Source organism: Nocardia pseudovaccinii, assembly GCF_050942345.1.
Lineage (GTDB): Bacteria > Actinomycetota > Actinomycetes > Mycobacteriales > Mycobacteriaceae > Nocardia > Nocardia pseudovaccinii.
Genome location: NZ_CP192074.1, coordinates 928,835 through 946,484 on the forward strand (window position 1 = coordinate 928,835; position 17,650 = coordinate 946,484).

General features: G+C 62.5%; 17 protein-coding genes and 1 riboswitch. Of the genes, 9 read left to right on the forward strand and 8 right to left on the reverse strand.

The features are described from left to right. Positions 1-21 precede the first annotated feature (21 nt). The 3 genes from ACQPZ2_RS04240 to ACQPZ2_RS04250 all read right to left on the reverse strand — a co-directional run bounded on the left by ACQPZ2_RS04240 (position 22) and on the right by ACQPZ2_RS04250 (position 2,301). Positions 22-1,236, reverse strand: a complete 1,215-nt coding sequence (locus ACQPZ2_RS04240) for an O-succinylhomoserine sulfhydrylase (protein WP_433524380.1) — start codon at positions 1,234-1,236, stop codon at positions 22-24. After that, entirely contained in the window at positions 1,233-1,649 is a 417-nt protein-coding gene (locus ACQPZ2_RS04245; RefSeq protein WP_040686280.1) for a rhodanese-like domain-containing protein, read from the reverse strand. The genes ACQPZ2_RS04240 and ACQPZ2_RS04245 overlap by 4 nt, the downstream gene beginning before the upstream one ends. A 14-nt stretch (positions 1,650-1,663) precedes the next feature. Beyond that, positions 1,664-1,780, reverse strand: a riboswitch (SAM riboswitch). 65 nt (positions 1,781-1,845) lie between these two features. Next, the gene (locus ACQPZ2_RS04250; protein ID WP_433524381.1) at positions 1,846-2,301 is read right to left on the reverse strand and encodes an Rv0361 family membrane protein; all 456 of its coding nucleotides are present in this window, start codon (positions 2,299-2,301) and stop codon (positions 1,846-1,848) included. 353 nt (positions 2,302-2,654) lie between these two features. Between ACQPZ2_RS04250 and ACQPZ2_RS04255 the strand changes: the two genes are divergently transcribed. The 3 genes from ACQPZ2_RS04255 (at position 2,655) to ACQPZ2_RS04265 (ending at position 5,460) form a co-directional block, all read left to right on the forward strand. Then, positions 2,655-4,070, forward strand: a complete 1,416-nt coding sequence (locus ACQPZ2_RS04255) for an FAD-dependent oxidoreductase (protein ID WP_433524382.1) — start codon at positions 2,655-2,657, stop codon at positions 4,068-4,070. A gap of 124 nt (positions 4,071-4,194) precedes the next feature. Next, positions 4,195-5,067, forward strand: a complete 873-nt coding sequence (locus tag ACQPZ2_RS04260) for an amidohydrolase family protein (RefSeq protein WP_433524383.1) — start codon at positions 4,195-4,197, stop codon at positions 5,065-5,067. A gap of 93 nt (positions 5,068-5,160) precedes the next feature. Further along, complete coding sequence (locus tag ACQPZ2_RS04265) at positions 5,161-5,460, forward strand: DUF4190 domain-containing protein (RefSeq protein ID WP_433524384.1); 300 nt, start codon at positions 5,161-5,163, stop codon at positions 5,458-5,460. 34 nt (positions 5,461-5,494) lie between these two features. On the opposite strand, the gene ACQPZ2_RS04270 is transcribed toward ACQPZ2_RS04265, so the two are convergent. After that, a complete protein-coding gene (locus tag ACQPZ2_RS04270) occupies positions 5,495-5,992 on the reverse strand; it encodes a DUF456 domain-containing protein (protein ID WP_433524385.1) in 498 nt (165 codons plus the stop codon). Between the two features lie 284 nt (positions 5,993-6,276). Between ACQPZ2_RS04270 and ACQPZ2_RS04275 the strand changes: the two genes are divergently transcribed. Together ACQPZ2_RS04275 and ACQPZ2_RS04280 are read left to right on the forward strand one after the other, a co-directional pair. Then, complete coding sequence (locus ACQPZ2_RS04275; protein ID WP_433524386.1) at positions 6,277-6,771, forward strand: RDD family protein; 495 nt, start codon at positions 6,277-6,279, stop codon at positions 6,769-6,771. A gap of 430 nt (positions 6,772-7,201) precedes the next feature. After that, on the forward strand, positions 7,202-7,576 hold the full coding sequence (locus ACQPZ2_RS04280; protein ID WP_433524387.1) for a hypothetical protein: 375 nt from the start codon (positions 7,202-7,204) through the stop codon (positions 7,574-7,576). Positions 7,577-7,722: 146 nt separating this feature from the next. Here the strand turns inward: ACQPZ2_RS04280 and ACQPZ2_RS04285 are convergent, their stop codons facing one another. The 4 genes from ACQPZ2_RS04285 to ACQPZ2_RS04300 are packed head-to-tail and all read right to left on the reverse strand — an operon-like array spanning position 7,723 to position 9,936. After that, a complete protein-coding gene (locus ACQPZ2_RS04285; RefSeq protein ID WP_433524388.1) occupies positions 7,723-8,826 on the reverse strand; it encodes a hypothetical protein in 1,104 nt (367 codons plus the stop codon). A gap of 23 nt (positions 8,827-8,849) precedes the next feature. Next, a complete protein-coding gene (locus ACQPZ2_RS04290) occupies positions 8,850-9,338 on the reverse strand; it encodes a hypothetical protein (protein WP_433524389.1) in 489 nt (162 codons plus the stop codon). A gap of 51 nt (positions 9,339-9,389) precedes the next feature. Further along, on the reverse strand, positions 9,390-9,608 hold the full coding sequence (locus ACQPZ2_RS04295; protein WP_433524390.1) for a hypothetical protein: 219 nt from the start codon (positions 9,606-9,608) through the stop codon (positions 9,390-9,392). Then, complete coding sequence (locus ACQPZ2_RS04300) at positions 9,601-9,936, reverse strand: hypothetical protein (RefSeq protein ID WP_433524391.1); 336 nt, start codon at positions 9,934-9,936, stop codon at positions 9,601-9,603. Before ACQPZ2_RS04300 ends, ACQPZ2_RS04295 begins: the two co-directional genes overlap by 8 nt. 1,141 nt (positions 9,937-11,077) lie before the next feature. Here ACQPZ2_RS04300 and ACQPZ2_RS04305 point away from each other — a divergent pair. From ACQPZ2_RS04305 to ACQPZ2_RS04320, 4 genes are all read left to right on the forward strand, one after another. After that, complete coding sequence (locus tag ACQPZ2_RS04305; protein WP_433524392.1) at positions 11,078-12,205, forward strand: helix-turn-helix domain-containing protein; 1,128 nt, start codon at positions 11,078-11,080, stop codon at positions 12,203-12,205. 1,261 nt (positions 12,206-13,466) lie between these two features. Next, the gene (locus tag ACQPZ2_RS04310; protein WP_433524393.1) at positions 13,467-13,859 is read left to right on the forward strand and encodes a hypothetical protein; all 393 of its coding nucleotides are present in this window, start codon (positions 13,467-13,469) and stop codon (positions 13,857-13,859) included. A 131-nt stretch (positions 13,860-13,990) separates the two neighbouring features. Beyond that, positions 13,991-15,454 (forward strand): FtsK/SpoIIIE domain-containing protein, encoded by a 1,464-nt coding sequence (locus ACQPZ2_RS04315; protein ID WP_433524394.1) that lies wholly within the window; start codon positions 13,991-13,993, stop codon positions 15,452-15,454. A gap of 353 nt (positions 15,455-15,807) precedes the next feature. Beyond that, positions 15,808-17,592 carry a replication initiator gene (locus ACQPZ2_RS04320; RefSeq protein ID WP_433524395.1) on the forward strand — a complete coding sequence of 595 codons (1,785 nt, stop codon included), beginning with the start codon at positions 15,808-15,810 and terminating at the stop codon, positions 17,590-17,592. Positions 17,593-17,650 lie beyond the last annotated feature (58 nt).

Below are 17,650 nucleotides of genomic sequence, written 5' to 3' on the forward strand. Positions count from 1 at the left end.
AACCGGCCACCAACGTCACGTCTAGCTGAGCGCGTAGTCCAAATCGCTCAGCAGATCCTCGACATCCTCGAGCCCAACCGAGATCCGGACGACACCGTCGGACAGGCCGATGGTGGCGCGCCCTTCAGGTCCCATGGCGCGGTGGGTTGTGGTGGCGGGATGGGTGATGAGGGTTTTGGAATCGCCGAGGTTGTTGGAGATATCGATGATGCGCAGGCGGTTGAGGACCTCGAAGGCGCGCTTCTTGGCCTCGGCCTCCGGCGCGTTCAGTTCGAAGGTGACCACGGTGCCGCCGCCGCTCATCTGGCTGGTCGCCAGGTCGTACTGCGGATGCGACTCCAGGTACGGATAGCGCACCCATGAGATGGATTTGTTGCTCTCGAGGAAGCTGGCGATGCGCAGTGCGGATTCGGTCGAGTGGCGCACACGCAGCGGCATGGTCTCCAAGCCCTTGAGCAGGGTCCACGCGTTGAACGGGCTCAGCGCCGGACCGGTATGGCGCATAAGGTTTTTCACCGGACCGTCGATGTAGTCCTGGGCGCCGAGGATCGCACCGCCGAGCACCCGGCCCTGACCGTCGATGTGCTTGGTGCCCGAATACACCAGCACGTCCGCACCGAGTTCGAAACCGCGCTGCAGCAGCGGCGTGGCGAAGACGTTGTCCAGCACCACTTTCGCGCCCGCGGCGTGTGCGAGTTCGGTCACCCGGCGCACGTCGACCAGCGTCTGCATCGGATTGGCCGGTGTCTCGAAGAACACGGCCTGGGTCGGCACCGAAAGCGCCTGCTCCCACTGATCCAGATCATCGCCGTCGACGAAGACCGTCTCCACGCCCCAGCGCGGCAGGATCTCGTTGCAGACCACGAAGCACGAGCCGAACAGGCTGCGCGCGGCCACAAGTCGATCGCCCGCGCCCAGAAGCGCACCGAGCGCGGTGAATACGGCCGACATGCCGCTCGCGGTAGCGAAACATGCTTCGGCGCCGTCGATCAGACGCAGCCGCTCCTCGAACATGGCGACCGTCGGGTTGCCGTAGCGGGAGTACACGAAATGCTCGATATCGCCGGTGAACGCGGCCTCGGCCGCCTCGGCGCTCTCATAGACGAAACCGGAGGACAGATACAGCGCCTCGGCGGTTTCCTCGAATCCCGAGCGGCGCAGGCCACCTCGCACGCCGAGCGTCGCGGGACCGACGCCCTCGGGCAGCGGCTTGTCGAACGAACCGCCGGTGATCATGACTGCCGCCAGGGCAGGCCGATGGCGCGCCAGCCGGAGCCGCCGCGATGTCCGAGCTCATCGATCGGGCCTTCGAAGCCCTCCAGCACATTGAACGACGGGGCGATGCCGGCCCCGGTCGCGGCGACCGCCGCACCGATGGAACGCTGTCCGGAGCGACAGAGGAAGACGACGGGTGCGGCCGGATCCCGCCCCTCCAGCGCCTTGGTCAGCTGCTCGACGAACTCACCGTTGCGGGCGCCGTTGCTGTCGACCCATTCGATCAGCACCGTCGGCCGTTCGATCGAGGTCGTATCCGGCACACCGACGAAACGCCATTCGGCCTCGGTGCGCACGTCTACCAAGACAGCTTCGGGATTGTCCTGCAACAACTCCCACGCCTGCTGTGGGGTGATGTCACCGGCATATGTCATGCGATCCTCCTGTGAATCCACGCTTGCCGCACCTGGGTTTCGGTACACGGCCAGGTCGTCACCCGGAGCACCCCACCGCGGAGGAGGGTTGCCGACCAGCCAGCCGGGGCTTGGCGCTGGTACTCATGACCTGAAAATGAGATTGCCTGGGTAGGGGCCGCCATGTCAAACCCCATTTCGCACCGCGCACAAGGAATCAACCGCAGACGATCCATCGGTCTTGGGAGCGGGTCAGATTCCAGGTTGCCGGGGTTTCCCGGCCGTCGACCGCGATGGTCACCGTCGCCTTGGCCTTATCGCCGTCGACCATCGCATTCTCAATCTTGGTCACCTTGATCGACTTTCCGGCCGCGGCCCCGCCGAACTGACCGGCGAGCGGCGTCTTGCTCTCGTCGAAGCCCGGACAGGCCACGGCAGGCGGCGGCGTGCTGTCGGTGGTGGCGCGGGCCTCCGCGTAGCGCTGCACCGCGGCCGCGATCTTGTCCGATTCTGTGACATTTTTCTCAGCGGGCGAAAGCACCGCACCGAGCACGATCGCGACCAGCACGACAGCGGCGAAGACGGCCGCCGCGATGAACGGCGCGATGGAGCGACGATCGGTCTGATCGACCTCGATTACGGGTTCTTCATCGGTGCCCTGCTGCTCTGTCATGGGTCGATCATCCCTGGTGGACGGCGGTATCCGGCATTCGGCCCCGAGACGCGTGCCGCGCGGATTTGATAGATGTGCGCAGAGCGGGTAGTCACGGTAGGTGGGCCGGGGCAGCAAACACCCGGTGTACGCACCGCCGCAGGGTGCGCGCTGTGCCACCGATAGAATCGCGAGACTGCGGCCTGCTGTCATAGCCGAGATGGCCGCCTGTTCGCATCAGCAGATGCGACCGAGAGGGTGCGTCAAGTTAGCCTAAGCTAAGACTGACGCCGTAATTATTTCGACCATAAGGGTGCGCGTAAAAGATGACCGAACAGAGTGCTGAGTCGACTAGCGGTGCGCACGGGCCCTCCGTGGTTACGCAAGCTGCCTCCTCCGGGCCTGGCGCGCACACCGCGGGGCCTCGCCCGCTTCGCATCGCGATCGTGGGCGCGGGGCCGGCCGGAATCTACGCCGCCGACGCGTTGATGAAGTCCGATGCCGAGGTGAGCATCGACCTGTACGAGCGCATGCCCGCGCCGTTCGGGTTGATCCGCTACGGCGTCGCGCCGGACCATCCGCGCATCAAGGGCATCATCACCGCCCTGCACAAGGTGCTGGACAAGCCGCAGGTCCGCCTGCTCGGCAATATCGATTACGGCACCGACATCACCCTCGACGATCTGCGCACGTTCTATGACGCGGTGATCTTCTCCACCGGCGCCAACGCCGACCGCGCGCTGCCCATCCCCGGCATCGACCTCGACGGCAGCTACGGCGCCGCGGACTTCGTCTCCTGGTACGACGGGCATCCGGACGTGCCGCGCACCTGGCCGCTGGAGGCGGAGAAGGTCGCGGTCCTGGGTGTCGGCAATGTCGCACTCGACGTGGCGCGCGTGCTGGCCAAGACCGGCGACGAACTGCTGCCGACCGAGATCCCGCCGAACGTCTACAACGGCCTGAAGGCCAACAAGGCGATCGAGGTGCACGTCTTCGGCCGCCGCGGCCCGGCGCAGGCCAAGTTCACCCCGCTCGAGCTGCGCGAACTCGATCATTCCCCGACCATCGAGGTCATCGTCGATCCCGAGGACATCGACTACGACGAGGGCTCCGAGGCCGCGCGCCGGCACTCCAAGCAGGTCGACATGATCGCCAACACGCTGGAGCAGTGGGCCATCCGCGATGTCGGTAACCGCCCGCACAAGTTGTTCCTGCACTTCTTCGAGTCCCCGGCCGAGATCCTCGGCGAGGACGGCAAGGTCGCGGGCCTGCGCACCGAGCGCACCCAGCTCGACGGCACCGGCAATGTCAAGGGCACCGGAGTGTTCAAGGACTGGGATGTCCAGGCCGTCTACCGCGCCGTGGGTTACCTGTCGCAGAACCTGACCAACCTGCCGTTCGACGATCAGGCCGGTGTCGTTCCGAACGAGGCCGGACGCGTCCTCGCCGACGAGGACGCCGACGGTGCGGACCGCTATCTGCCCGCCACCTACGTCACCGGCTGGATCAAGCGCGGTCCGGTCGGCCTCATCGGCCACACCAAGGGCGACGCCAACGAGACCGTTGCCTGCCTGCTCGACGACAGCGTGAACTTCGTCCCGGCCGCCGAGCCGGAACTCGATGCGGTCACCGAATTCCTGGAGAGCAAGGGCATCCCGTTCACCACGTGGCAGGGCTGGTACCGCCTGGACGCGCACGAGCGCGCCCTCGGCGAGCCGGAGGGCCGCGAGCGCGTCAAGGTCGTCGAGCGCGAGGACATGCTGCGCGCCAGCGAGCCGCACAAGGTCTAGTACGAATGCCGCAGGGGGCGACCGTCGCCTCCTGTGGTTCTCGACAATCCGACCCGGGCGCGCCAGCACAAAATCTGTCGGGTCTGCGGCAGCGGAAATTCCGTCTCTGAGGCATTCTGTACAAGTGTTCGATGCCCATCTCCACATCTTCGACCCGCGGTTCGCGCTGGCCGAGAACGAGGGCTACCTGCCCGACCCGTTCACCATCGCCGATTATCGAAAGCGTATGTCGCGCTTCGATGTCGGCGGCGGTGCCGTGGTCAGCGGATCCTTCCAAGGCACCGATCAGACCTACCTGAAAGCGGCGCTCGCGGAGCTCGGCGAGGGGTGGGTCGGCGTCACCGCGCTGGACCCCGACGCCACCGACGAAGAGATCATCGAACTCGACCGGATCGGTGTGCGTGCGCTGCGGTTCAACGTCAAGCGCGCGGCCCCGGATATCACCGCGATGACGCTGCAGGCATTGCGCGCGCACGACCTCGTCGGCTGGCATGTCGAGGTGTATATCGACGGCAACATGCTCACCTCGATGCAGCCGGTGATCTCGAAGCTGCCGGTGTTCTCCATAGACCATCTCGGCATGTCCGAGGAGGGTTTGCCCTATCTGCTGGATCTGGTGGATCGCGGGGCGCGGGTGAAGGCGACCGGCTTCGGTCGGGTGCAGATGAAAGTGGCCGATACGCTGCGCCGGATCCACGCGGTCAATCCCGAGGCGCTGATGTTCGGCACCGATCTCCCCGGCACCCGCGCGGGGCGACCGTTCCGGGATTCCGATGTCGATCTGATCTGCGATGTGGTGGGCACCGATATGTTCAAGGTGCTGGAGGACAACGCGCGGGCGTTCTATCGACTGCCCGCCCGCGAACGGGCGATCCAGGCCGATCCGACGCCTACCCTGCCGATCCACCGCACCGAGCAGCCGACCCTGCCGCTGCGGCGCGATGAGCTACCGAGACTCGAACCGGCCGACACGATTCCGTTCCCCGCCATCGAGTGAGTGCGACTCGGCCGCGGGCCGGTCGCCGCCGCGTCTTCCGCTGATTTGCCGAGTCCGTCCTGTCGCCAGCGCGGTTGGTCATACGCTTCTTGTATGACCGAAACTCCAGCGTGGGGCGGTTACCCAAGTTATCCACAGCCGCAGAGCGATCATCCCCAGGCCGTGTTGATATTGATTCTCGGGGTTCTGAGCCTGGTGATCTGGCCCCTGTTCGGGCCGTTCGCCTGGTTCATGGGGCGGCGCGCACTGACCGCCATCGATCGTTCCGGCGGCACGATCGGTGGCCGCGGCATGGTGATGGCAGGCTACATCTGCGGAATCATCGCCTCGGCAATCATCGTCGTGGCAGTGGTAATAATCATCGTCGCGCTGATCGTCGGCGTCATCGCCTAGTAGCCCTGCAACTCGCCATCGATCTCGCCCCGACTCAGGTCACGATGGCACCGATGACCCACACCCCGGTCGCCAGCAGCGCACCGAAGAGTTCGATGAGCATCGACAGACCCACACCCTCGAGGGCGTGAACCGTTGCCTGCCAGGCAGGTTGGTTGTCGCGGAGTCGATGCAGCTCCGAAAGGTATACGCCCAGAACGAACCCCACGAACAACCCGACTACGGGGATGATGAAGAAGCCGACGATGCCGAAGATCGCGCCGATGAACAGCGCGCGATTGGATACGCCCGCATCCTTCATCTTCCGGCCCGGCCAGGTGTATTTGATGACGCCGGACAGCACCAGAAATGCTGTGCTGATGGCGAATACGATCCACGCCGTCGCACCCCCGGTCATGAACGCCCACACGGCAACGGCGCCGAAGATCAAAATGACCCCCGGCAGAATCGGGACGATGATCCCGACCAGCCCGACCAGAATTACCAGGCCGACAAGTACTAAAAACCACCCCTGATGGGCGTACGTTTCCACAGGACAAGCCTATGTGTGCCGGTGGCCCACAGCGAGTTGGAGCGACCGGGCCGATGAACGATTGCAACCAGACGAGTGCCGCAACAACTGAGGGTCGGACGTCGATAGGCACCCTGGGATTGGGATCGATCACCCAAGGGTTTTGGTTGTGCACTGTTAATGAGCTAAGCCCTAGGTTGGGTATTCGCGTCGCTGGATCGTGCACAAGATGGTGAATAGCCCACGGCGGGAATCGAGCCGCTCACCGGGTCTCCCACAAGCACGAAGCCGAGAGGAGCCGAAACATGGCTGCCGACCAACGACCGTTAGGATCGCTACCACAACAAACACTGCCGGGGGCAGGGATCCGGTTCGCCGCGTTGTTGATCGATTTTGTCGCCTCGACTGTCCTTCTCCTGCCCGTCTTCTTCGCAGTTGGAGCTACCGGACTGACCGGTGGATTGAGCGAGCTCACCCGCCGTCTTATCGTTGCGGCCCTGATGTTGCTCTACTTTGTGGGGTTCCAGGCTTGGGTGGGTTGGAGTCCCGGCATGCGGGTGCTGGGTCTGCGGGTACGGGGCGCCGGGAACGCGAGCAAACCGAGCTTCGCGGCGGCCCTGATCCGCAACTGCTACCTGCTAGTGCTCATCGCTACCCCCGACACGGATTTGTTCGCGCTGATTTCCTTCGCCATAGCACTGAACATCGGATACACGATCTCGAAAAGCCCTACGCACCAGGGAATTCACGACCGATTGGCCGGAGGAACCCAAGTTGTCGCCTACCAGCGCTATCGCTGACCGTGAATTGTTGGCACGCAACCAGTTTCGACGTAGTGCGGGGTAGCTCTCGGGTGGGGTATGCCCGATGGCGCTGTCTTGTTGATGAGGCCGACAAGTACTAAAAACCACCCCTGATGGGCGTACGTTTCCACTGATGCAGCCTATATTCCGTCGGTGCTGCGGGCGACCGGTGCGAAGGTGCGGGTACGTTTGGCCGGGTCGGCACACTGCATGCCACGCAAGGATGATTCCAGGCAGCGAGCACTTGTCGGGTGCCGCTCATCAGCCCCATCTAGTCGAGCGTCATGCGCGTACAGGCAGGAAGGGTGTCGGCCGAGGCATGAGCCGAAAGTGGTTCTGCCTCAGGCAGGATGGTGGTGTATCGCCAGGCTTCGTCAAGAAACCGCAACTGAACTGCGATTGCAGTAGCCTCTTATAGGTGGGAGCGGTGGGAGAAAGCCTGCACGTTAAGGGTGCACGTGGAGCGCAGGACGCCAAGCGTTGGCTTGACCGGACTACGCGAGTTGATGCGCGATGGCTCAACCCTCATCCGGCAGCTGTTGCGAAGCTGACCTTCGATCAGGCGGCAGGAGAGACCTTTTCGTTCGACTTGGGCGGCTTCATGCGTGGCGGCGAGTTCGACGGCCAAATGTTTCTCGCAGAGGTTAAGAACTACACAAATGACAACGGCCAAGGACCAATGTATGAGGAGTTCTTGGCGAAGTGTTATCGCGCGTATGGCCTGAGGCCGCAGTATTGCGACCATTTCATCTTTTTTCTTTCTCTTCCGGGGGCTCCCAATCTTCTTTCACTCTCTACATAAGGTCATCAAGCTTGCGGCACAACAGATTTCGCGAGACTGATCGGTAAGCCCGCTCGATCCGCGACGCATCCCGGCAGGCAACCTCGCACGCAGGTTCCAGGACTGGGGTAGCCGAATCCGCCACAGCGGGGCTCAGAATTCCAGCGCTACTCGCCACGGTGTCGGCCTTCGCGTTCGCGTTCGGAGCGTTCACGTTCGCGTTGCTGATGTATCGACCGGCTCCGTTCAGACTCGGCGTCTATCCGCGCTGCGTCGGCGTCGATCATCTTGGGTGGGTCGTTGCTGTTAAGTCCGAGAATGCCCATCATCTGTGGCGATAGCCCATTTTCTATTGCTAGTGCTCTCGCGTTGTCGCGTTCCTGTACAGCTCGTGCCAGAGCGTTCGCCTGTGTCTGCTCCGGGGTTCGCTGTGGTGCGGGTGGTGGTGCCGGGGGTTCTTGTGCGTGTCCCGGTTTGATCTCTAGGCCGGGCATCTCCAGCGCTTGCGCTTCCCGGTCGGTGCGGGTGGGCGGTTGCGCGTTATCTCGGTTGTCTTCTCGGGTGAGTATCTGCGCCCAGGTCGGAAGTTCCCGCATTACCCGTGTGGCAGGCTCAGGTTCGACCCTGGCGCGTTCGTCTCGAGCCTTGTTCTCCCGCGCCTGCTCGTCTCGCTCTTTCGTTATTCCTCGCTGCTGAGGCGCTTTCTCTTGAGCGCGCTCGTCTTTCGCCTTGGCTTCCCGCGCCCGCACGATTTCTCGGATTTTCCCTAGCCGTTTACGTGCACGGTCGGCACGAGTCAGCTCGTATGCCCTGATCAATTCGAGTTGCTGAGATACCAGGGACTGACCGAGTCGTATCGCTCGCGCCGCATCAGCGCGGGAAACGGTCTCGTGACGAAACCGTCCGGGAAAATCAAGCGCCAATTTCTGCATATCGCCGAGCACTTTATCCGGGACTTTTTCGCCTTCGACCGTTTCCCAAGTGCTGTGAGTCACTTGCCTGGAGTCGAGCCCTTGCCGCTCTAGGCCGAGTTGCTTTCGCGCGTCTGCTTCGTTTACTCTTCCCGATTTTCGTTCGACACTTCTGACGCCTTTTCCGTCGGAGCGGGCTGAATCCAGTATGCGACTCTTGCCGTTGATTGATATCGCGAATTGCCGCACCCAGCCTCTTTCTGGGGTTTCACCTCGTATATGCGCTCTACCGAGTTCGAAATAGAGTCCTTTTTCGTAATTCGACATGTCGCGCCGAGCGGCATCGTATTCGTCGGGCACAGCGCCCCCCTCGCTGGTTCAAATCAGACTGGTTTTCCAGCCGTTCGAATGCAATAATCGACCATCTTCGGACCGTCATCGTCGAAAAGCCAGTTCACCAGTGATTTCGGCGTCTCTGTCAGCCCGGTATCGGCATAGTGGACAGCTGGCCCGAAATCGGTATACAGCGGCGGGAGTGTTCCGTATTCCGGCTTGTTCGTCCACGTCATTCCGGGATTCCGCCGTATACAGCATTCGCCGAGGAATCGGACGAACTGGTCCGCGCGGTCCCGGTTCTCGGGCGCAATGAATCCATCCGGGTCGGCGAACAGTTCTTTCGCGGCTTCGAGAATGCGAGTCAACAGCGGAGGCTTCCACCATGTATCCGTCGAATAGTCCGCGACATCGGGAACGGTTTCGGTGAGGAACCTACTTATCTTCGATTCCATATGCTCGGGTGCGGCCCAATCCAAAAATTCCTGGGTTTTGTCATCGAATTCGATATCGAAACCGATCTGTTCATCATTTCCCACGCCGATCATCCCTCCGTATAGTCACTGTCCGTGCCCGGTTAGTCTCTCATCTCACGGTGACAGGAAGAGTCGTTCATTCGGTAGGCGCTGAAGGCCGGTGGTGTCGCCAGGGAGCACATTTACCGCGTCGACGTAGTGGCGTGCCCGATGCTCTTCGATGAAAGTTAGTGCGGCGGTAAGACATGCGGCGAAGTCCATCCGCACCCCGTGGAGGAACACGCTCAGGTGCACGTCGGGTACGTCCGGTAGTGGGGAAACTTGTTCACTCATGACGGCTCCGTAACCGTTCGGTGCCCGTGCAGGCCACGAACTTGGTAGGCGTGATCAAGTCACACGCCAGAGCGATAGCCCGGACGCGACTGCTGAAGTGGGCCATGCTCGGCGCGATTACCGCCGCTGCTCCCTTGCCGCGTGCCGTCCCCACAATGAGGGCTGTCGGCATGAACGTGTCGTCACCGATGGTGACCAACCCAGTCAGGGCGTAACCGCGTCGCTGCGCCAACTCGGTGATCACTCGTTCGTCCCGCAACCGGTGCGGTCCGCTCACATCGAGCGAAAGAACACCAATCGCCTTCGGAGCCAAAGTATTGACTGTCATGGCCGCTGCCCTTGTGTCGGGGGGACTGGTGCGGAGTCATCAGGTATGAAGTCGTCGACGTCATTCACAACCCGAACCCCGATCCACGGACACGGCAACGGAGACAGCAGGTCCGTGATGCCGTAATGGTCACCGATCTTCCCGTCGACCAGCGGGGCCATAGTCATGCAGAAGCGGGACGGACACTGGACTGACTCCAACTCCCCGGTCTTGCCGTTGATGCTCCCAATCCCGCACATGGAGAGTTTGACCCACGGCCCACAGTCACATTCAGACATGAGCGGCCCACCTCCGCACGGGCCGATACCGACCCGAACACGCGCGAATCGCATCGACGACGACAAGCCCAGACGGTCGGAACGTGCACCGTGGCGGTTCGATCCACCGTCGGAACTGTGTGCCTTGATCGGCTGGCGACGGTAACGCCACGGTGCCGCCCGCACGTATTACCTGGACATCGAGGCGGTACATCTCAGCGAACAGGCGCGTGTCATCGGGGATGTCCGGTCGGATGAGGAATGTCCACCTGTTCTGGCGTGGGTGAGAGCACACCGGGCCAAGATCCGAACCACGCTGCTGCATATGGGTTTTCACGGACTGACCGAGGTGAGCGGGCATGGTCAGCGCCCCCACGTGCTCAACCTTCATCACGATCCGGCCGAGCTGAGGCGGGTCGACATTCGCGGGAAGATCACACGCCCGTCTGTAGAAGTGGCAGCGGGACAGCGCGGTATCGCCAAAAGGTATGTGGTCCATCGGTTTAGACCTCTGCGTCGGGTTGTTCGGTGTGGGTTTGCTCGGGTTGCCACTCGTGTAGAGCGTTGATGCACTGCTCGATAACATGGCGACGGCGGTCGACCGGCCACGGGATCGGCGGGCCAACGAATGCTGGGCGGTGCGGTAGATCTGGGCTCGACATCGTGACCCCTCAGTACGGCGGCTAGTTGCACCCGTCCCGAATGTTGGCGTGCCGATGAAGGCAGGGGAATCGGCCGACATCCGGGCTACGAGCGCCGCGCACGGGCGTCGGTTCTTGATGAAACGTCGGCTGACGTGCACTGAGTAGTAGTCTCGTGTCAGAAGGCTTGACAGAGAACAAGTTCAGCGTCCACTAGCGTCCACAGATCGGTGCCGCAGATCCATGGATAAGCCCGGCTCACTGCTTCGGCTGGCCCGCGAATCACAAGGGGTCAGCCTGTCGGCTGTCGCGGCCAGGACTCACTTCTCCAAGTCGATGCTCGGCATGTTGGAGAATGATCAGCGGGACGTGAAGCCGGAGCACATCGTTGCCTACTCGCGTGCGTTGAATATCCCCATATCGGCCTTGACGGCACCGCCGGATGACCCGATCCGGCTGGCTCATGAGTGGCTGGTGTCTGATTCCGCTCCGGTCACTCACTCGGCGGTAGGGCATCGGGTTGGGCGTTCACTTGCGGACGACGTTGAGCAGCGCGTTATTGACCTCCGCCATCTTGACGACGCGGTCGGCGGCAAGGACCTGTTCCCGCTCGTCGTCAAGGAACTTGAAGACCTCCGAACGGTCATCAACGAATGCAGCTATGCCGACGACATCGGCCGTCGCCTCTTGACGGCGGCTGGCGAGCTCTCACAGCTCGTTGGATGGGTCGCCAGTGATGCTGGGTACTACGGGCACGCCCAATACACCTATCTGGACGGCGCGAAAGCAGCTAGGCAGGCAGGGGATCGCATACTCACGGGCCAACTGCTCTCGAGCTTGAGTTATCAGATCGCGAACGTCGGCCACCCGGATGAGGCCGTCCTTCTGGCCCGCACTGCGGTCAAAGGGGCACAGGGGCCCACACCGGTGGTCGCAGCGCTGCTGACTGAGCGAGTGGCATGGGCCGCAGCCCGCGCCCGTGACCGTGATGGCGCAATGCGCGCCCTGGATACCGTGGACGACACCTATGGGCGGCGGACAGCTGGTGTCGAGGAACCCGAATGGGTGTACTGGATGGACCGATCCGAAATCGATGTGATGGCGGGACGATGCTTCGTGGAACTGGGCGATCCGTCGCGCGCCCGGCCTTTGCTGCAACGGGCGATCGACAACTATCCGAAGGATCGGGCGCGGGAGGTCGCGCTCTATCAGACTTGGCTGGCGGAGTCGTACGCGCGAAACCGAGATTTCGACGCGGCGCAGGAGACTATCGGGGCCGCTAGGAAGGCTGCGGATGGTATTCATTCGGCGCGGTTGGAGCGGCGGGTTGTTGAGATTGAGCTGATGCTCAGCGGCCGCGGTGGCTGGTAACCGGCCTAGTCCGATCACTGACTGTAAGTTGTTGGTGCACAAGCAGCTTCGGCGCAGTCCGGGGTAGGTCTTGGGTAGGCGTATGCTCGATGGTGCCGTCTTGTCTATGAGTGATGCGTGTTAGTGGCGGCCCGCGCGCGGTACAGCGCTTCTTATGTCACCGAATCCTTTTCGCGCGTGTAGCGCCCGTGGCGTCGGCCCGGCGGTGTCACCCTTCTTCTGAATCTCTTGTTCCGGTAACGGATTTTCGATGCGGATGCCTTGCTGTTTCGCGTGGTCTGCGCGGCCGGTTGCGGCGTCTTCTACTGACGGACAAGGAGATTCAGTGCTGGGCAGGTCTATCGCGGAGCAGTGCCGATTCATGGCATGGAGTGTGACGTGCGCGACATGCGTTGCGGTTTCCCATGACTTGCGTGTGGGTTTGTTGCGGGGGTTGCTTGACGCGTGCTGGTGGGGCAGGTCCAATGGAAGTGCACCAGGGGATGATCACGGATCGGCGTTGGGAGAGAGGAGGTTGTTCCGGTGACGCCGGGTTCAAGCCTGCCCTGGTACGAATCGGTCGAGTGGCACCCGATCATGGGTGAGTCCCGATTCACGCGCGGAAGTGTCCGTGCCGCTGAGTGTTGCGCGGTACGTGATGGTGTGGTTTGCCCGCGCGAGTTCTGTTGTCCTGCCATGTGCTTCGAGGCTGCGACCTCTCGTGGATGTGCGTCTTGGGCCATCGATGTCGCAGCGCGAGTGTGGGTAGACCACACATCCGCTGGAGTACCGGGCGATCATGGCAATCGGAGAAAGGAGGTGAAAATTATGCGGAAAGAATTACATATCGGTAATTCCGAATAAGTTTCGCGAGCTGTCCCCCCGCGCCAACGAGGGGACAGCCGTGAACGCAAAAGAAACTCCAATGCGATTTGGTCGTCGGTGTTGGAGTCCCCTCTTATCACTGGTCGCAGAAACGGAGGTTCTGCTGTGTCCACAGTAGAGCATGGGGGCGTAGGTGGAAAGTCGAGCGGGGTCGTCAGGTGTGGGGAGCTGGCGGGCTGGTGCCGGGTCGATGGGGTGTGGTCAGGGGCGCGTGGGCCACCGGTTGCGCTGGTCATGAGCCCTTGACGGCGCGGTTGATGCCGTGCCCTTGACCGTCTGTGAGGTTTCTGATGGTCGTCCTCGACACACATCGAACACATAACCCAGAAAGGCCACGCCAATGGCTACTGAATCACTGAAAGATCAAAAAGATCCACGGAAGGAATACCGGTTCCCGGTGCCGTTCGAAAATCATTTCTACGCTGGCTGCTACCAGATGGGGCCGGTCCGTGCGGATACCGAATATACCGGTGATCCGAACCGGCCGGGACCGCACAAGCGTGACCCTGTCACCGGATTGTTGCAGTGGAAGATCACCGTGAGTGATCCAGCCGAACGCACCGCGCGCCGGGCCAGCTATGAAGTGATCTTGCTGGCGGATGAGGAACCGGTACCCACGGCAGCGGAGATCGGAGACAACCTCCGGCCGGTCACGCTGACCGGTGTCACGCTGCAACCCCGGATCGCTGGTCAGGACCAATTCAAGTACCTGGCCTACATCGTGCGGGCCACCGGGTACGCCCCGGCTCCCGGGCCTCGCCCGAGCGGTTCGAACGCGAAAAGCGCCTGACTTCAGGCGTTGACACACAAAGCGGGGTGGGTCCACTCGTCTGCGTGAGCGGACCCACCCCGCATAACCCTACCGGGCGTCGTAATCGCCTGTAGAGCAAGAACATTCGCTACATCTCGAAAGGTTTTGTCATGATCCGTTCAGCGGAATATCAGAAACCCCCTACCGGGACACCAACGGTGCTCGATGATCTCGGCCAAGCATTGATGTTCACCCTCGAAGCGGCAGTGCTGGGGTTGGCGCATGTGCTGTGGTGGGCACTGCTGTTCCCGATGATCTCGCTCCCGGTCGCGGGTGCTGGGGCGGTGTGGTGGTGGCTGGGCTGGCCGTACGGGGTTGGGGTGGCGGCGTTGTCGGTGGCTGGGTGGGTGTTGTGGTGGGCGTGGTGGCCGAACTCGTGGCGCCGATGGGTGTGGGGACGGATACGGTCGCGGTACCTGTCGTGGAAGCGCTACCGGCGCGGCTGGAAGACCCTCACCGCGCTGCACAAGCTGACCACGATCCTCGATACCGGCGTGCTGACACCACGGCTGGCGAAAGTCACTATCGGCGATACCGCCGATGAGCTGCTGATCAAGCTGTTGAAGGGACAAACCGCAGAGCAGTGGGCCAAGCAGGCTGATGCGTTACGGCACTCGTTCGGGGCGCTGCGAGTGCGGGTGCGTCTCGCGGAACCTGGGTGGGTGCGGGTGCAGGTCATCCACGCCGATCGGCTGTTGGAACCGGTCCCGTTTCCTCGGGTGGAGCCGAAAACCGTTGACCTGGAAGCACTTACGATCGGGTTGACCGAGATGGGCACACCGTGGCAAGTGCGGCTGCTGGGCAATCAGATCTTGGTGGCCGGTGAGACCGGCTCGGGCAAGGGCTCGGTGGTGTGGTCGTTGATCGCCGCGTTGGGTCCAGCTATCCGAGAGGGCTGGGTGGTGTTGTGGATGATCGACCCGAAGGGCGGTATGGAATACGGTGCCGCTCGAAAGTGGTTAGCGCGCTTCGCATCTGATAACGGTCCGGGCGCTGTCGCGATCCTGCGGGATGCGGTGGAGTTGGTGCAGGAACGCGGAAACATCTATATGGACAAGTGGGAACGCAAGATCACACCGACCGTGGATGAGCCGCTGGTGGTGGTGCTCATCGATGAGGCCGCGAGCCTGACCGCCTATTACAGCGACCGCAAGATCAAAGACGAAATCTCGCGGTTGTTGGGTGTGGTGCTGACCCAGTCTCGCGCGGTCGCTGCTCCGGTCGTGGCGTGTCTTCAGGACCCGAGTAAGGACATCGTTGAGATGAGGCAGCTTTTTCCGTGCCGGTTGGGGCTGCGCATGGCCGAACCAACTCAGCCGAACATGTTGTTCGGGCCGTCCGGTCGTGATCGGGGCGCGTTGTGCGATGAAATCCCGGAAACGACACCCGGTGTCGCCTACGTCCAAGAAGAAGGCTCCACCGACATCACGCGGGCACGCGCCTACCACGTCACCGACGACGATATCCGCTGGATCATGGCTACCTACCCGCCGCTACCGCGCGATACCGACGGCGAACCGATCGTGGACATGAGCAAACCCGCCGACAGGGACCAAGACGACGGGGCAGCATGAACAAACCCGATCTGCCTCGATGGTCATCGCCAGCCTCACGGTATGGGAACGCCCCTGATCAATACCCCCAATTACTAGGGGAACCACGCACTTCGACAACGATAGTTGGCCTGGTATAAGCCGCGCCGGGCAAAATCACGAAACATCCTCTGCGAGCGGCATTCTCATTCAGCGCGGGTAGCGCATCCTCGAAAACTTTGCGGCGCGGGTAGCGCCTGGTGACTGTCGTACCGGCGGCGTCACATTCACTACTGAAATCTGTTCCGGCAGTTGGCTTTTAGATTCCATGCGGCATCGGGCCAAGATTCGCGCTCGGCCTGGTGCCGCGTCTTCGAGACGGGACAGGTGATCTCATGACAAACACGGTCGGCGACGGCCAGACACACGCAAGCGAGGGCGACGAGAAACCACCTGAGCGGGGGCCGTCGTTCGATGAGGTGGCGGTGGAAACCGCGAAACGGTTCGGGGTGTGCATCCGGCCGATGGTCCTCGAACGCACCGACACCATGACGGGGGCGGTCTCGCATATCCCGGTGCCGTGTGGCAACACGATGGAAGCGGTGTGCACGGTGTGCGCGAGCAAGGCGAAGGCGTTGCGACTTGCCCAGTGCCGCGAAGGCTGGCACCTGGACCACGAACCCGAAATACCGCGTGCACAACCGACATTCGATCAGACCGGCCTCATGTACTACCGGGCTGATCTGATGGTGACGTTGACCGAAGCCGAATCCAAAGGCTGGACCCAAGACGCGGAGGAAGTGCGCGCGGAAATCGTGTGGGTGGACAAACAGCTGGCAGCTTTGGGAATGCGCGGCAAAACGCCAGCACCGCAGGACATCACCAATGCCGGTATCGAGGTCGACCCTGACCCCGATACCGACTCCGACGATGCTGACAGCGGTACCGATCCTGACAGTGATGCAGATCCTGACACCGACACCGGGCGTGCTCGGTCTACCCGTCGCCGCCCGGACGTGCCGGAACTGCCGCGTAACCCGATCCAGAACCGCACGCTCGGGCGGGAGTACGCGGGCAAGTTCAAACCCTCAATGATGATCACACTCACCCTGGACAGCTACGGGCGCGTTGATCGCGACGACGGCACCCCCATCGACCTCGACAGCTACGACTACGAGCGGGCGGCGTGGGATGCGATCTGGTTCGCTCGGTTGTTCTCCCGCTGGATTCAAAACCTGCGCCGCGTGGTCGGCTGGAACGTGCAGTACTTCGCCAGCGTCGAACCCCAACGGCGCGGCGCACCGCATGTGCATATCGCGATCCGCGGTGACATCCCGCACCGGATCATTCGGCAAGTCACCGAAGCTACCTATCACCAAGTGTGGTGGCCGCAGCCGGCCGAGATGGTCTACGGCGGGGCGCGGGTGCCGTTGTGGGACCGGGAGCGCAAGACGTTCGTCGACCCGGACACACGGGAACCGTTGCGAAGCTGGGATGCCGCGATGGAAACCACCTGGGATCACGAGGACCCGGCGCACCTGGTGCGGTTCGGTACACAGGTGCATTCCAAGGGCATCTTGGGCGGCACGGAGGAAGCCAACCGGCATATCGGCTACCTGTGCAAGTACCTCACGAAATCGGTCAGTGAGGTACTGGAAGCGAAAACCGCACGGCAACACGCCCATTACGAGCGCCTACACCAAGCGCTGTGTCGCACACCGTGTTCGGAACGGTGCAGTGTGTGGCTGTTGTACGGGATCGTCCCCAAGGGTGCGAAATCACGGATGCAACCTGGCCGCTGCAAGGCGCGGGCGCATCGACGCGAAACCTTGGGTTTGCCAGGTAACCGGGTGCTGACCTCGGAACTGTGGACCGGGAAAACCCTCGGTGACCACCAGGCCGACCGAATGGAATTCGTCCGCGCCACCCTCGCGGCGGTGGGAATCGACAAACCCACCCCAGACCCGCACCGCTACACCTGGGCCAGGATCGCGCCCGGAACCCGCATCCCCTCGCGGGCGCATCTGCTCATGGCCGCCATAGCCCAACGCATCGCCTGGCGCGCCGAATACGACCGGGCCATGCTCGCCGCGCAATACCCACCCGGCACCGATGACGACCCTGGCGGCGGTGTGGCCGAGTGTTGTTCGGCAACTGGGGCTGACGGGCGAGATCTGTGAAGTCCGAGACCGATGTGTGGGAGCGGCCATGGAGCCGAGAAGAATTCATGAAGTGGCT